At 32.6% G+C, this 16,511-nt stretch carries 13 protein-coding genes; 8 read left to right on the top strand and 5 right to left on the bottom strand.

Annotation, left to right across the window (positions count from 1 at the left end; genetic code table 11):
• Nucleotides 1–148: 148 nt before the first annotated feature.
• Entirely contained in the window at nt 149–523 is a 375-nt protein-coding gene (locus tag DR980_RS16235; protein WP_244199327.1) for a single-stranded DNA-binding protein, read from the bottom strand.
• A gap of 848 nt (nt 524–1,371) precedes the next feature.
• Between DR980_RS16235 and DR980_RS16230 the strand changes: the two genes are divergently transcribed.
• The 5 genes from DR980_RS16230 to DR980_RS16210 all read left to right on the top strand — a co-directional run bounded on the left by DR980_RS16230 (nt 1,372) and on the right by DR980_RS16210 (nt 8,682).
• On the top strand, nt 1,372–2,964 hold the full coding sequence (locus tag DR980_RS16230) for a type I restriction-modification system subunit M (protein WP_113638037.1): 1,593 nt from the start codon (nt 1,372–1,374) through the stop codon (nt 2,962–2,964).
• A 1-nt stretch (nt 2,965) separates the two neighbouring features.
• Entirely contained in the window at nt 2,966–4,138 is a 1,173-nt protein-coding gene (locus tag DR980_RS16225; RefSeq protein ID WP_167400576.1) for a restriction endonuclease subunit S, read from the top strand.
• Between the two features lie 11 nt (nt 4,139–4,149).
• Nucleotides 4,150–4,341 (top strand): hypothetical protein, encoded by a 192-nt coding sequence (locus DR980_RS16220; protein WP_113638033.1) that lies wholly within the window; start codon nt 4,150–4,152, stop codon nt 4,339–4,341.
• A gap of 158 nt (nt 4,342–4,499) precedes the next feature.
• The gene (locus DR980_RS16215) at nt 4,500–5,804 is read left to right on the top strand and encodes a Fic family protein (RefSeq protein ID WP_099715399.1); all 1,305 of its coding nucleotides are present in this window, start codon (nt 4,500–4,502) and stop codon (nt 5,802–5,804) included.
• Nucleotides 5,805–5,844: 40 nt separating this feature from the next.
• Nucleotides 5,845–8,682 (top strand): type I restriction endonuclease subunit R, encoded by a 2,838-nt coding sequence (locus DR980_RS16210; protein WP_113638031.1) that lies wholly within the window; start codon nt 5,845–5,847, stop codon nt 8,680–8,682.
• Nucleotides 8,683–8,834: 152 nt separating this feature from the next.
• Here the strand turns inward: DR980_RS16210 and DR980_RS16205 are convergent, their stop codons facing one another.
• The 3 genes from DR980_RS16205 to mnmE all read right to left on the bottom strand — a co-directional run bounded on the left by DR980_RS16205 (nt 8,835) and on the right by mnmE (nt 12,158).
• The gene (locus tag DR980_RS16205) at nt 8,835–9,977 is read right to left on the bottom strand and encodes a site-specific integrase (RefSeq protein ID WP_113638029.1); all 1,143 of its coding nucleotides are present in this window, start codon (nt 9,975–9,977) and stop codon (nt 8,835–8,837) included.
• On the bottom strand, nt 9,974–10,537 hold the full coding sequence (locus tag DR980_RS16200) for a helix-turn-helix domain-containing protein (protein WP_241258537.1): 564 nt from the start codon (nt 10,535–10,537) through the stop codon (nt 9,974–9,976). Before DR980_RS16200 ends, DR980_RS16205 begins: the two co-directional genes overlap by 4 nt.
• Before the next feature lie 232 nt (nt 10,538–10,769).
• Nucleotides 10,770–12,158: a tRNA uridine-5-carboxymethylaminomethyl(34) synthesis GTPase MnmE gene (gene mnmE / locus DR980_RS16195; RefSeq protein WP_113638024.1), complete on the bottom strand. Its 1,389-nt coding sequence runs from the start codon at nt 12,156–12,158 to the stop codon at nt 10,770–10,772.
• 177 nt (nt 12,159–12,335) lie between these two features.
• Between mnmE and DR980_RS16190 the strand changes: the two genes are divergently transcribed.
• The 3 genes from DR980_RS16190 (at nt 12,336) to DR980_RS16180 (ending at nt 15,965) form a co-directional block, all read left to right on the top strand.
• Nucleotides 12,336–13,166 (top strand): universal stress protein, encoded by an 831-nt coding sequence (locus DR980_RS16190; protein WP_113638022.1) that lies wholly within the window; start codon nt 12,336–12,338, stop codon nt 13,164–13,166.
• 75 nt (nt 13,167–13,241) lie between these two features.
• Nucleotides 13,242–14,075: a universal stress protein gene (locus DR980_RS16185; protein ID WP_113638020.1), complete on the top strand. Its 834-nt coding sequence runs from the start codon at nt 13,242–13,244 to the stop codon at nt 14,073–14,075.
• A gap of 117 nt (nt 14,076–14,192) precedes the next feature.
• Nucleotides 14,193–15,965 (top strand): MutS-related protein, encoded by a 1,773-nt coding sequence (locus tag DR980_RS16180; protein WP_113638018.1) that lies wholly within the window; start codon nt 14,193–14,195, stop codon nt 15,963–15,965.
• Between the two features lie 325 nt (nt 15,966–16,290).
• Here DR980_RS16180 and DR980_RS16430 read toward each other — a convergent pair.
• Nucleotides 16,291–16,511, bottom strand: a 221-nt coding sequence (locus DR980_RS16430; RefSeq protein WP_208630820.1) for a hypothetical protein, incomplete at its 5' end; no start/stop codon positions are given.

The raw sequence follows: 16,511 nt of genomic DNA, 5'->3' as shown, positions 1-16,511 counted from the left end.
GGGTGGTCATTTTGCCCCGGAATTGGGTGGTCATTTTGAATTGGAATCAGGTGCTCACTTTAAATTGGAATTGGGTGGTCAATATCACTGGAATTTGCACCATGATATTAAAATTTTAAAAGTTGAAAAAATGATTAAGTATTTAGTGTTAAAATGGTAGATCATCTACAGGCTCCTCTGTAATGATCTTTGTATTTTCTTGTTTTACGATAACCTGTGTGTGTTCTATTTTCTTATTACTTCCATGTAATTTAATAGTAGATATGTGAAAATTTAAGCTAGATCTTAGTTCCCCGTTAGTAGCAGTCCAGGCTCTTGTACTTACTCTTCCCGTTAGCTCTACTAAAGCACCTTTAATGAGTATTTTTGCTACATTTGGACTTATCCAGTAGGAGCAGTCAAAATAGCTAATTTGCTCTATGCGTTCGCCCTGCTTATTTCTGTAACTATCATTGATAGCTACTGAAAAATTTACCACTTTTTTGTCCTGCGTTGTTGTGTGTACATCCGCATCCCTTGTCAATCATCCGATGATGTTCATGTTTTTTTATTTTAGGATTATTTTTTAAATTAATTTATTCGGTAATGAGAGGAGTTGCTGTTTTGTTTCACTCTATTTCCAATATAAATAGTATTAAATTTCATTGTTGACATTTTTTTATTAGTCCAAAGAGCCGGAGTATGCTATGTTTTGTTTCATGAGCATAAAAAGGTTAGTGTTTAGCAATAGCAAGGCTTTGATAAAAAATACAACCCGGATGGGTGGAGATTTTTTATCAAATCTGAAGGACCAGGCCTTGCTATTGCGTTAAGAACACGGAGATACCTTTGCTCCTGAAATAAGACAAAAGCATACTGGTTTTTGAATACAAAAATGAAGGGGAAGTAATGATGATTTGTATTAGTCAAATGCAAATGAGATTAAAATTTGACAAAGGATTAAATATCCTAACTCAATTACAGACCCATCCATTGGATTTAGTATATTCAATCTGTAAGCCGCATTAATTATTTTACCATTATGGATGAGCTTTGAAATAATAAGGCATACCTAAAATGATCTAAGGTGCCGTGGGAAAAGATTGTAATGGATTTGGAATAGGAGCGGTAGCGTAACGAGGACATGGAAGATTTAATATAAGGGATTGAAAGAGTGTTTATCAAGCCCTATTTTTATGAATTTACCCTCGTTACCTGTCTAAAAGTAAGTTTGATTCTTGGGTAAAACCGGTTAAATTGACCAGCATTTTTTGGCATAAAATCGTATGAAATTGTATGCAGGATTTTATAAGAAAATTGAAAAATAAGTTTTTACCGTATATAAGTTTATAACTACTTTAGCCAATATTCAAAAAAAGTCAAAAAAATACAATGTCAGACGAACAAAAGAAACTCTTAGAAACCCAATTATGGGCGATTGCCAATATCCTAAGAGGTAAAATATCAGCCAATCAATTTCAAGATTACATATTAGGTTTTATTTTCTACAAATATCTTTCGGAAAAATTAGAAAAAAAAGCCAATGAGTTCCTAAAGCCAGATGGAATCGTTTTTAATACTATTGACGAAAATAGTAGTGAGGGTAAAGCTATTTTAGAAGCTTTAAAAGAAGCCATTGTTGAAGCCTTAGGATATTTCTTAAAACCATCTGAACTGTTTTCAAACATAGCCAAAAAAGGAAATGCAAAGGTTATTAATCAAGACGATGAAGAGCAAATTCAAAGCACTTTTATTCTCGAAGATTTAGCCAACGTTTTGAATTCTATCGAAAAAAGTACCATGGGTTCAGATAGTCAAGACGACTTTGACAACCTATTCTATGATATCGATTTAAACTCTACTAAAATAGGTCGTACCACCAAAGACCGTAACGATGTTATTGTAAAAATACTTACAGCATTGGACGAAATTGATTTCGATTTAGACAATACCGAAGGTGATGTTTTGGGTGATGCTTATGAGTATTTGATTGCACAATTTGCAGCCGGTGCCGGACAAAAAGCAGGTGAATTTTACACACCGCAACAAGTATCGAGTATCTTGGCTAAAATTGTTACAACTCGCAAAAGCAAGTTAAAATCAGTTTACGACCCAACATGTGGTAGCGGATCGCTTTTACTTCGTGTGGCACGAGAGGTAGAAGAGGTAGGACATTTTTACGCTCAAGAACAAAACCGTACCACCTACAACTTAGCGCGAATGAACATGATTTTGCACGATGTGAATTATCATAAGTTCGATATTAAAAACGAAGACACACTTGAAAAACCGCAACACTTGGATTTTAAGTTTGATGCCATCGTAGCCAATCCACCATTCTCTGCAAAGTGGTCTGCCAATCCTATTTTTACCAATGACGAGCGATTCTCGCAATACGGCAGACTGGCACCAGGAACCAAGGCTGATTTTGCTTTTATCCAACACATGGTGCATCAGTTAGACGATAGCGGTATTATGGCATGTATTGCGCCGCATGGCGTATTGTTTCGAGGTGCTGCCGAAGGACATATTAGGAAGTATTTAATTGAAGATTGCAACTACATTGATGCCATTATTGGTTTACCGTCTAACTTGTTTTATGGCACGAGTATTCCAACCTGTATTTTGGTGCTGAAGAAATGCAAAGAAACGCCAGAAAACATTTTATTCATTGATGCCAGTAATGATTTTGAAAAAGTAAAAAATCAAAACGTACTACGTGAATTTGACATTGATAAAATTATTGAAACCTACCAAAACAGGACCGTAATAGACAAATATTCTAACGTAGCAACTCTCGAAGAAGTAAAAGCCAATGATTACAACCTGAACATTCCACGGTATGTAAACACATTTGAAGAAGCGATCGCTATTGATGTAAATGCGGTGGCGGATCAATTGCAAAGCATTGATTTAAAAATGAATGAAGTGGATAAAACCATTGCTGCCTTTTGTAGTGAACTCCAAATTAAAACCCCTTTTTAATATGGAAACAGTACAACCAAAATTAAGGTTTCCAGACTTTAAAGATAATTGGGACAATAGAAAGTTGGGACAGTTTACTCAATGGGCTTCGGGAGGAACTCCTCCAAAAGATAATGTAAACTATTGGAATGGAGACATAGCTTGGATAAGTGCTTCTTCGATGAGAGGGCTTGAATATACCAATTCAGAGTTAAAAATAACATTAGAGGGCTTACAAAAAGGATCAAAATTAGCTAAAAAGGGTGATTTACTTTTGCTAGTTAGAGGAAGTATGTTGTTTAATAAAATCCCAATAGGAATTGCAGGAATTGATGTTTCTTTTAATCAAGATTTAAAATCAATTTCTGTTGATAATCAAGTTTCAAATTCAAAATATATTTTACAGTGGTTTTTTCATTCAGAACCTAAAGTATTAAATATGGTTACAGGAACTGGTATCGGTGCTGGTAAACTAGATTTATCGGATTTAAAAGATTTAAATATTAACCTGCCATCCCTCAAAGAACAAACCCGCATAGCCAATTTCCTTTCATCAGTAGATGAAAAACTAAACCTTTTAAAAGAAAAAAAAGCTCTTTTAGAGGACTACAAAAAAGGCATCATGCAAAAAATCTTCAACCAAGAAATCAGGTTTAAAGATGATAATGGTAATGATTTTGAGGAGTGGGAAGAGAAAAGTTTAGGGGAGTGTTTGAATTTTGAACAGCCAACGAAATACCTTGTTGATAGTACTGATTACAATGATAGTTTTAAAACACCTGTTTTAACGGCTGGTAAAACTTTTATTTTAGGATATACCGATGAAGTGAATGGCATTTTTAAAAAAGAAGAACTTCCTGTAATTATTTTTGATGATTTTACTACAGCAACTCAATTTGTTAACTTTCCATTTAAAGCAAAATCAAGTGCTATGAAAATTTTGAAGGCTAAAGAAAATATCTGTATTAAATTCATTTATGAATCCATGCAAAATTTAAAATTTGAAGTTGGAGGTCACGGAAGGCATTGGATTTCAATTTATTCAAATTTATTTATTGATTTACCAACTTTAAAAGAACAAACCAAAATCGCTAATTTCTTTTCAGCAATTGATGAAAAAATAGCATTAGTTTCCAATCAAATACAAGATACCCAAGAATATAAAAAAGGATTGTTACAGCAAATGTTTGTGTAAATAAAAACACTATGGAAAATAAAAAAATTATCGATTACATTATTTTAGAAATGGAATCAAAAGAGTTTCTAGTAATTGAGGTTTTAAACAAGATTAAAGAGGGATATCTTCCATTAGGAGGAATTTCATTGGCTGTAGATTCTGGAAAATTGTCAGTTTTTAAACATTTTGCTCAGGCTATGGTTAAATACGATGATAAATAAATGATATCCTAATCCGAAATACTATTAGAATAAAATCTAATTGAAAAATTGGATGATAAAAATGTATTGTTGCAGCAAATGTTTGTGTAAATACTTCGAGATTTATCAATAATCTCGAAGTATTTACTATATTTGAACTCTTTAATAATACTGTTAAGATGGAAGATGCACCGAAAATGATTTTTAATCAAAAAATATTTGCACTGGCAAATAAACCGGATGTGGTTGTTAAGATAAAAGAAATTAATAACGAGTATTTATATTGGGATAAAGTAAAATATAAAAAAATATTAGATTTAGATCCTATACAACTTTGGTCTGCCGTAAAAATGGCAAGAGCGGTAAATTACAAAAATATCTCTTTTGGTAGTTATCAATTTAATTATGTGACTACTGATTATATTCAAAAAATACTTCACTATTTTGATATGAATATTGGTGGTTATATGGGAGCAAATAATGTTGTTCCAGATGCTGATAAAACTAGATATTTGGTAAGTGCTATTATGGAAGAAGCTATCTCTAGTAGCCAGATAGAAGGAGCCAATACTACCCGTAAAAAAGCTAAAGAAATGCTTCGTAAAGAAGTAAAACCAAAGACCAAGTCAGAACAAATGATTGTAAATAATTATGTTACAATCAAACACATCACACAAAATCGCAATGACGATTTAACCCCTGAAAAATTGTTATACGTTCACGGACTAATTGCTTGTGATACATTAGACGATAAAAAAGAGGAAGGCGCATTTAGAATATCTGATGATGTACAAGTTGTCAATCATATTGATGGCGAAGTCGTGCATACACCTCCTAGCCATAAAGAACTGGAAATATTAATTAAAGACTTATGTGACTTTTTTAATGCTGATAGTAAAGAAACTTTTATGCACCCTATCCTTAAAGCAACTACTATTCATTTTATGATTGGTTACATTCACCCTTTTACAGATGGAAATGGTAGAACGGCGCGTGCCTTGTTTTACTGGTATTTATTGAAAAAAGGATATTGGCTTACAGAGTATTTATCTATTTCAAAGATTATTCAGGATACTAAAAATCAGTACGAGAAAGCCTATTTATATACCGAAGCAGATGCCAATGATTTGACTTACTTTATGACCTATCATTTAAAGGTGATGGACAAATCGTTCGAAGCATTAAAAGAATATATTCAACTGAAACAAAAAGAAAATTTACAAATTGCAAGTTTTGTTAGAATTCCGAATGTTAATGAACGTCAAGCGCAATTATTAAAAATACTATACGATGAACCAGAAAGTATTTTTACTGTAAAAGAAGTAGAGAATAGATTTTTAATATCAAATTTTACAGCACGAACTGATTTGTTAGGTCTCGTAAATCTTGACTTTTTAGATATAATTCAAGTCAATAAAGTGAAACAAAACTTTGTGCGTTCTGAAAAATTCTTAGTATTATTAACCAAATATAAAATTAAATAAACTTCGAGATTTGTAAAGAATCTCGAACTATTAATATAACATGACATCACAATCCGAATTAATTTTAGAGCAAAATCTAGTCAACCAATTAGCTTCAAATGGATACGATAAAGTAACTATTAAAGATGAAAATGATTTACTAGTCAATCTTAAAAAGCAATTAGAAAAACACAACAACAAAGTGTTTTCTAATTCGGATTTTAAGCAAATACTAAACCACTTAACCAAGTCTAACAATGTTTTTGAAAAGGCGTTATTGCTACGCGATAAGTTTGCTTTCAAAAATGACAATAACGAATTGGTTTATGTAGAGTTCTTAAATATGGATTTCTGGTGTCAAAATCAATATCAAGTAACCAATCAAATCACGGTTGAAGGGACGTATAAAAACCGTTATGACGTAACCATTTTAATTAACGGTTTGCCCTTAGTGCAAATAGAATTAAAGAAGACGGGCTTAGAATTAAAAGAAGCCTACAATCAAATCAACCGCTACCAAAAACATTCTTTCTCAGCCAATACAGGTTTGTTTAATTATGTGCAATTATTTGTAATTAGTACCGGCGTAAATACTAAATACTTCAGCAATTTCGGAAACAAAAAACCCGATTACAAACAAACATTTTATTGGACAGACGAAAACAACAAACGCATTGCTAAACTAGAGGATTTTGCCAATACCTTTTTAGAGAAATGTCATTTGTCTAAAATGATCACGAAATACACGGTATTGCACGATTCTGATAAATTGCTGATGGTACTGCGTCCGTATCAATTTAATGCCGTAGAACGTATTATTGACAAGGTAAAAAATAGTAATCACAATGGTTATATATGGCACACTACAGGTTCAGGTAAAACATTAACTTCGTTCAAAGCCAGCCAAATTTTATCACAATTACCTAAGGTAGATAAAGTAGTTTTTTGTGTAGACAGACAAGATTTAGATTACCAAACCGCTAAAGAATTCAATGCATTCAAACCTGATTGTATTGACCCAACTAATAACACTGCCAATTTAGTACGCCAGTTCAAAGACAGCAACAGCAAATTGATTGTCACGACAATTCAGAAATTGTACAATGCTATTACGAGAGAACATCATCTTAAAACAATGGACGATCTAAAAGACAAAAAAATTGTTTTTATTTTTGATGAATGCCACCGCTCTCAATTTGGAGACACACATAAAAAGATAACCCAATATTTTGAAAACTATCAAATGTTTGGGTTTACCGGTACACCTATTTTTGCAGAAAATGCCTCGTCTAAAAACAAGCAAAACCAAACCACGGCAAGCTTATTTGGAGAACAATTGCATAGTTACGTTATTACCGATGCGATAAAAGATGAAAATGTTCTGCGTTTCTCTGTGGAGTATGTAGGGAAGTACAAAGAGCGTGAGAATTCGCAAAATGAAATTGACATTGAAGTAGAAGCAATTGATACCCAAGAATTATTAGAAAGCAAAGACCGCATTGAAAAAATCACCAATTATATCATTCAGCAACATCCCATTAAAACGCAAAACAAAACGTTTACGGCTATGTTTTGCGTGAGTAGCGTAGGCATGCTGATTAAATATTATGATCTATTCCTTAAATTAAAAGAAGAGGGTAAACATGATTTAAAGATGGCTACAATTTTTAGTTTCGGTGCCAATGACGAAATGATTAGCGATACAGACGATTATGATAATAAAGATTTTAATGAGGTAGCAGAAAAGGAAGAGGTTTATAATGCCTATCATAAAAGAGATAAACTAGAAAGTTATATAGAAAATTACAACAAAACCTTTAAAACCAATTGGACTACAAAAGACAGTCAATCCTTTTACAATTATTACAAAGACATAGCACAACGAGTGCGTTCTAAACAAGTAGATATTTTATTTGTGGTTAATATGTTCCTAACAGGATTTGATAGTAAATCATTGAATACCCTATTTGTAGATAAAAATTTAAAATACCACGGTTTAATTCAGGCATATTCCAGAACTAATAGAATTCTTGGTGATAAAAAATCACAAGGAAATATTGTCGTATTTAGGAATCTTAAAAAAGCCACTGATGATGCTATTGCCTTATTTTCAGATAAAAAGGCTAAAGAAATTATCATCTTAAAACCATACGAAACCTACGTTAAAGAAATTAATGAAGCGTACGATAATTTAACAGCAATTACTCCAACTTTTGAATCAGTTGATGATTTATATACCGAAGACGAAGAGCTAGAATTTGTAAAAGCGTTTCGTGAAATTATCCGGTTAAAAAACATAATTGCATCATTTGTAGATTTTAAATTTGATGATATTGATTTAGGCGAACAAGAATTTGAAAATTATAAATCCAAATACTTAGAGTTATCTGATAAAGGTAAAAAAGAAAAAACCTCCATACTTAACGAAGTCGATTTTGAACTAGAATTGATACATCGTGATGATATTACAGTAACCTATATTTTAGGATTATTAGCCAAGTTAAAAGCAACAAACCCAGAGGAAAAAGAACGCAGACAAAAAGAAATACTAGATATCGTTGCAGGAGATGTCAAACTGCGCAGCAAACGCGAATTGATAGAACGTTTCATTGAAGAAAACTTGCCATTACTTGAAGATGCTTCAATAGAGGAAGGCTATGCAGCATTTATGATCGAAGAACAGCAAAAAGCCTTCAATCAATTTGTACAAGATGAAAAGATAAATGCGGACAAGCTAAAAAAACTAACAGAAGATTATTTATTCACCCAAAGAATCCCAACCAAACAAGAGGTAGTGGAAGTATTAGAACATCAACCCTCTATTTTACAAAGATCAAAAATAGGTGATACTATTTTAAATAAATTTCTTACTTTTATCGATACGTTTTTTAATGATTAATATTTAATTTGATTTTGTAAAACATTTTGTCCGTTTTTATAAAAAATCTGCAATATAAACCATTTGCCTTCGACTTTAAAGTGGCTTTGAAAGCCACTTTAAAGTAAAAGCTAAGAATTCATTTTCTTTTTTTAACCAGTATTAAAAAAATCTTATTTAAATGAAATTTTATTAGTTGTTGCTCTTTTTTTCTCGTCGATGATTTTTGTATATATCTGAGTGGTCTTTATATTTTTGTGCCCCAGCATTTTCGAAACCGTAAAAATGTCGGTACCTGCTGCCATCTGCAATGTTGCATACGTATGACGAAAGCAGTGAAATGTAATATGTTTCTCAATTGATGCGTCGTTAACCCATATAGGCAGCAACCGGTCAACATCCCATTTTTTTAAATCATAAAAGACTCTCTTATATTGATCCACTTTTTCGCCTAAAAACTCGAATGCTTCGGGGGATATAGGAAGGGTTACTGGTCTATCAGTTTTTTGCTGCTTAAATCTTATGTAATATCCTTCACTTTTACTGTATTGTACTTCTTCCCATGTAAGTTTTGATATATCGGAATAGCGCATGCCTGTAAGCAGAGAAAAAAGACTGACACGTTTGACAATTTCCTTTTTACAAGGGGTTTTAAATAGCCTTACAGCTTCTTCCATGGTTAGAAAATTCCTTTGAGACTCTTGTTCCTTTATGCTTTCAACCGCAGCATTAACATCCGTTTGAAGTAATCCTTTTTTGTAAGCTTTTCGAAGAGTAGCTTTGATCTTATTGAAATAAGTTAAAGCTGTATTCTGAGCTAAAAACTTACCCTTTTTCCTGATACATTTTGCCTTTAAGAGATACTCCCTAAAATCTTCTATAACAGTCACATCGATATCCTGTATCAGTAAATCCTCATTTTTAAGAAAATTTTCAAAGTGTATAATGGCATAAGTCCAGATATCACCGTTATTACCCGTTTTATGCTCTGCAACAAGCTTGAGATACTGTAGAAATGATTTTTCGCCAATCTCTTTAAGACGAAGTTGCTCCAGTTCAAAAGGATTGTAGATCTGCGGCTTATTTACTTCATTAAACCTATTTGCACAGATTATTTCAGCTTTATATAGATTCTCAGAATTCATAGTCTTGTCAACATTATTTTTTGGTTTAGGAACGAGGTATAAACTTAAATACTCCCTACGGTAAAGTTTATGAGTCTTAGGGTTGTAAACCGGAGGGAAAAAATCAAGATATAGTGTAATCTTACCACTTGGCAGCGTCCTTTTTCTTAGCGTAACATTTATATTTTTCATCTTCCCGCAGCATTAAAAATTATATCAATATCCTGTTTGGATACACAGGTGAATTTTCCAACGGAATATTTTACTATACCCTGCCGTTGAATCAATAGATAGAGCGCTCCTGAAGAAATATTATACTTCTGTTGAATTTCCGTTATAGTATAGCAATTGTCAAAACCAGGAAATTGCTGTCCAGTTTTCAAGGTTACATCCTGTATACAAATTGCAAAAAAAGCTTCAAGATCGCATCTGCGGATAACAGTTCGTTTGCCAAACTTTGCAATGTCCAGTTGTCCATTGTTAACTAACCTGTAAAGCGTACTTCTGCTGATTCCAAAAAGAAGGGTTGCCTGAGTAATTTTTAAAAACTCAAGAGGCTTTATTTTTTCCAAATCTGTGTTTAAAAGCTGAACGATCTCATTATTGCTTTTTTCTACTTTTCCTTTGCGTACCAGTGATTTATAACCACGGCTGTTGCAAATGTGCGAACAATACCGTGTGCGCGTTGTTCTGGCTGTGAACTGTTTTTTGCAGTGCTCACAAATTCTGATAACCTCAATGTTAGAACTCATAATGTGACTAATTTTGTGTCCCATTGTGTCTATGTGTCTCTCTGTGTGTCATAATTTCGCCAAAAAAAAATCCAACAAGGAAAATTATTTTCGTGGTACAATAATGGTACAAAAAGGAACAAACTATCTGCAAATAAAGCTAAATAAACAGAAAGAAGAATCCCAGTTAAAATGCCGTTTTATGACATTTTAACTGGGATTCTTTGTTTTATTTTGTGATGTTTTGTGAGACCTATTTTCCGATACAGAAATTAGCAAAAATATTGCCTAATAATTCGTCGTTTGAGACCTGTCCAGTAATGGTCCCGAATTGATACAAAGCTTCCTTAATATCTAATGCCATCAAATCGGATGACAAATTCGTTTCAAGACCAAATTTTACTTTTTGTATTTCATCCAAAGCTTTTAGTAAAGAATCGTAATGTCTTGTATTGGTTACGATTGTTTCATTGTTTCGTAATGCACCAGTATTCACAAATGAAAGTAATTGATTCTTTAATTCCTCAACACCTAGTTTTTCTTTTGCAGAAATAAGTAAGATTTCTGGAATTTCAGCTTTTAGATTTACAATTTCATTTTCTTCCAGTTTGTCTGCTTTGTTGCCAATAATCACAAGTGGCTTTAATGGAAATTGATTTTTAATTTTTTCCAGTTCTACTTTTAACTTTAAACCTGAAACTTTAAACTCGGAACTGTCAAACAGAAAAACGACAACCTGCGCTTGTTCAATTTTTTCAAAAGTCTTACGAATCCCGATGCTTTCTACCACATCTTCCGTTTCACGAATTCCGGCGGTATCTATGAATCTAAAACCAATGCCGCCAATCACTAATTCATCTTCAATGGTATCACGCGTAGTTCCCGCAATTTCCGAAACAATGGCGCGCTCTTCATTCAATAAAGCATTCAAAAGCGTCGATTTACCTACATTTGGTTCGCCCACAATAGCTACAGAAATTCCGTTTTTAATCACATTGCCTACGGCAAACGAATCGATTAATCGTTTTAGGACAAATTCGATTCGGTTCAATAATTCGTGAAATTGGGTTCGGTCAGCAAATTCTACATCTTCTTCGGCAAAGTCTAATTCGAGCTCAATTAGTGAAGCAAAATTCAATAATTCTTCTCTTAATTTAGCTATTTCATTAGAGAAACCACCACGCATTTGTTGCATTGCAATTTGGTGTGAAGCTTCATTATCGGATGAAATTAAATCGGCAACAGCTTCTGCTTGGGACAAATCAAGTTTCCCGTTTAAAAATGCTCGCAACGTAAATTCGCCAGGATCTGCCATTCGACAGCCTTTTCGAAGCAATAATTGAATGATTTGCTGTTGTATATAAGTAGAACCGTGACAAGAAATTTCTATAGTGTTTTCACCAGTATAGGAATTTGGTCCTTTGAAAATAGATACCAGCACTTCATCCAAAGTTTTGGTATCATCCATAATATGTCCCAAATGTAAGGTATGCGTTTTTTGGGTTGTTAATTCTTTGTTTTTGATGGATTTAAAAACAGAATTTCCAATAGTAATGGCATCTTGGCCGGAAATCCGAATTACGGCTATTGCACCAGCTCCCGAAGGAGTTGCTAGTGCCACTATGGAATCGTGAGGTATCATATTTAAATTCAATTTGATGCAAAAGTAAGCAAAATAGACATGGCTACAAGACTCGCTTATTAAACCATTAACTTTATTTTTTGTTAAAAATTAGCCAAACTGATAATTATCATTCTATTTTGTTTTTTGTTTTGTAAATTTATATAAATAATTGATTTGCAATAATTTAACTGTATTATGAAAAAAATTCTATTTCCTACCGACTTTTCAGAAGTGTCTAAAAATGCGTTTATTTACGCATTGAAATTGGCAGAATCCATTAACGCTGAAATAGTTACAATGCATGTTTATCAATTGCCACAAGCCAATTATGTTAATGTTTCGGAGTATTTACATGAAATTTATGATGTAACGGAACTCAGTAATTTTGAGAATTACAAAGATGAAGTCCCTGTTTTAAGAAAAATTGCGGAAGCAAACAATTTAACTCATATCAAAATAAGTCATGTTTTGATTTTGGGAAATTTGGTTCCAGAAATAAAAAAAATAACCGAGAATGAAAATTTCGATTTCGTAGTTATGGGAACTAAAGGAGCCACTGGTCTTAAAGAAACTTTTTTCGGTACGATAGCCACAAAAGTAATGAATGATGTTAAAGCATTAGTTTTGGCAATACCGGAGAACTGTAAATACCATTCTATCGAAAAAATACTGTTCATTACACAATACAAACCGGAGGATACGGGGTCTTTTTTAAGAGTTTTGTCTTTGTCCAATATATTTCACGCACAAATTGATTGCCTTCGTGTAGTGTCTCCGCATCATGAAGTTAAAGACGACAGCAGAGAAGATTGGAAGGTATTAGTAGAAAATAATGAAGTTACATTTCACTCCATCAAAGGAGAAGATGTGGAAGGAATTATTTTAAATTTTATCGATTTGCATAAAATTAATTTGATTGCAATGCATGTGTATCACAGAAATTTCTTTGAGAAACTTTTTGAAATTAGTCTTTCAAAAAAATTAGCATTTCACATCAATGTACCGATTTTGGCGATTCATGAATAAAATTAATTCCGATTTGAATACTCGAAAAATTCTCAATATTTATTAGTAAATGAATCCTTTAAAAGCATAATACAAATGAAAAAAATTCTCTTTCCAACCGACTTTTCTACAGTAGCTACAAATGCTTTTGTACATGCTTTAGAATTTGCAAAAATAGTTCACGGGGAACTTTTTTTATTGCACACTTTTGAACTGCCAATTTATGACAATCAGTTTTTCCCTGAAAATTACGCGGTCATTTATGATTCATTAGAGTTAGCACAATTTGATATGTTTAAAGAGGAAATCCCAAAATTGCGGGCTATAGCCGAAGAGCGTCATTTAGATAAAATAAAGATGTCTCATAGGCTCATGGATGGGGATTTGCTCCATAATATTAAAAAATGTATCAAAGAAGATAAAATAGATTTTGTCATAATGGGAACTTCCGGAGCCACGGGATGGGATGCTTTTTTTATGGGCACCAATACAGGTTCTGTAATTTCAGGAATAGACGTTCCTATGTTGTGTGTTCCAATAGAAGCAAAATTCAAGAAAATTGAAATTATCGGATTCACAACTCGTTTTAGAACCAAAGATAAAAAAGCCTTAAAAATGGTGTTGGATATTGCCAAAAAAACGAAAGCAAAAGTAAAGTGCTTGTATGTAAAAACCAGTGATTCTGATGTCTCTAAAGATACAGTTGCTAAATGGGAAGACGAATTTATTAATGAACCCATTGAATTTTTTGTCATCAACAGCGACGAAGTCAAGGAAACTATTTTGGATTTTATAATGTATAAAGAAGTTGATGTCCTTACAATGCTTACATATAAAAGAGGTTTTTTTGAAGGGATTTTCAAACCTAGCTTAACGAAAAAAATAGCTACAAATTTTGATATTCCAATTTTAGCGATTCATATTGATTGATTCCGTGTTAATTCATTTGAAATCTTGATTTCTATGTAGTCTGGCATCGCCATTGCCTTTTAATTTAGACCTCAAAGTAATCTATTTCGTTATATTTGCAATTCATCAAATTGAATTATGGAAATATACAAAGCAAAAAAGATTCGCTTTTCAACGGCATTAACTGCAATCAATAAAAAGTACAATAGTATAAGTATTTTAAGACTTTTTACTATTGTACTTTTTTTGGTTTCTATTTATTATTACATCAAAACCAGCGAAATTATTTTCATCGCTGCCGCTATTTTTCTTTTTGGACTATTCGTTATATTGATGCGAATTCATTCTAAATTAGTTTTCGAAAAACAAGTTAATCAAGCCTTATTGGACATTAATGAAAATGAAATTTCCTATTTGGAAAGAAATAAAATCCCTTTCGAAAATGGACAGGAATTTAATGATTTTCATCATCCGTATGCATATGATTTAGATATTTTTGGCGAACATTCTTTGTTCCAAAACTTGAATAGAACCGCTACTTTTATCGGAAAAAAAACATTCGCAAACCAATTATTGACACTTCTGCCAAATGATGAAATTACCAGAAATCATCAAGCAGTAAAAGAATTAACCGAAAAATTAGATTGGCGTCAGGAATTTTTGGCTTTCGCCAAAGTTAGCAATGACATTCAATCAAATTATGAGACGCTACTCAAGTGGAGCATATTCAATAGTGCGCCGTTGTCTAAAACGAGTGTTTTTATTTCTTATTTTTCACCGCTTCTTTTTCTGGGATTTCTGATTGCTTATTTAGTGACTTCTAATACCTTTTTTGCTTCTGTTTTGTCATATTTGTTTGTTATTAATTTAATGATTTTAGGACGTTTTATAAAGCGAATTCAAGCTGAAGTAGCAAATTCTACAAATATTGATAAAACCATTCATCAATATAGTTTGCTGTTGCAAAAAATTGAAAACGAATCTTTTCAATCACAAAAATTAATTGATTTGCAGCAAAAACTAATGTTTAAAAAAGAAAATGCCAGCGTTCATTTTAAACAATTAGCAGGCTTGTTTTCAAATATGGACAGCATCAGTAATTTCGTAACGGCTGTCGTATTCAATGGAACGTTTCTATTTAATTTACATGTTTTAAAATCATTAATTCAGTGGAAAAAAGACCATGCTGAAGCATTAGAAAATTGGCTGGAAGTTATAGGTGAATTCGAAATGCTGAACAGCTTGGCTAATTTTTCATATAACAATCCCGAGTTTGTTTATCCAACATTAAACACCAATTTTGAAATAGATTTCACGGATTTAAGTCATCCTTTATTAAATGAAAAAACCAGAATAGGAAATGATGTGCGTTTTCATCCCGAATCGTTTATGATTTTAACAGGTTCAAATATGTCCGGTAAAAGTACTTTTCTAAGAAGTTTAGGAATCAACATGGTTTTGTCAGGAATGGGTTCGCCAGTTTGTGCCAAGCAGGCGAATGTGCATCCGTTACCAGTTTTGGTTTCCATGCGATTATCCGATTCGTTGTCCGATAGTGAATCGTATTTCTTTGCCGAAATCAAGCGCTTAAAGCAAATTATGGACGAACTGGAAAATAGACCCGCATTTGTTTTATTGGACGAAATATTACGCGGAACCAATTCAGATGATAAACGCAATGGAACAATTGAAGTGGTCAAAAAAGTGATTGGTAAAAAAGCCGTTGGAGCTATAGCTACGCATGATATTGAAGTTTGCCTGACCACAAATGAGTATCCGAATATATTAACTAATAAATGTTTTGAAGTGGAGATTATCAATAATGAACTCCATTTTGATTACAAACTGCGTGACGGAATTTGCAAAAACAGAAGCGCTACGTTCCTGATGAAAAAAATGGGAGTGATTTAATAGAGTATGCAGTAATCAGGTATTTCCACTCAAAAACGGGGACTTTAGAAATTTTCAATTTGAAAAAATCAACTTAGCGATATAAAGTAAAATTATTCTTTATCTGAATTAGATTAGCTATTTTACAATATTAAATAGGTGTCTATTAGTCCTTATTTAAAAAATAATTGCAAAAGCTTAAATTTAAGTTTTATGACAATTCTGGTAGTTTTATTTCTTAAATTTTGATTGTGGACTATAGCTAAAATAAAAAATCCCTAGTACTTGAAAATTAAGTAATTAGGGATTTTTAAAGTGACCCCAACGGGACAAATTTCAAATCATTTTATGGAAGATTTGAAGATATTGGCTTATTATGTGTAGGGTCTGTCTTTGATTGGCTCCCAAAATTTGGTTTTGATGTCCTGTTGGGGATTGATAGTAAAATGTACGTAAGAGTTGTCAAGTTGGAAAAACCAGTCAAATTGACCATCCTATTCCAGTGCAAATTGACCACCAGTTTCGGAGCAAACTGACCACCACTTTCCAGTTCAAATTGACCACCTA

The organism is Flavobacterium psychrolimnae (genome assembly GCF_003312425.1).
GTDB classification, from domain to species: domain Bacteria; phylum Bacteroidota; class Bacteroidia; order Flavobacteriales; family Flavobacteriaceae; genus Flavobacterium; species Flavobacterium psychrolimnae.
Note: the sequence above shows the minus strand (reverse complement) of the source record. Positions and strands in the feature narration are given on the sequence as shown.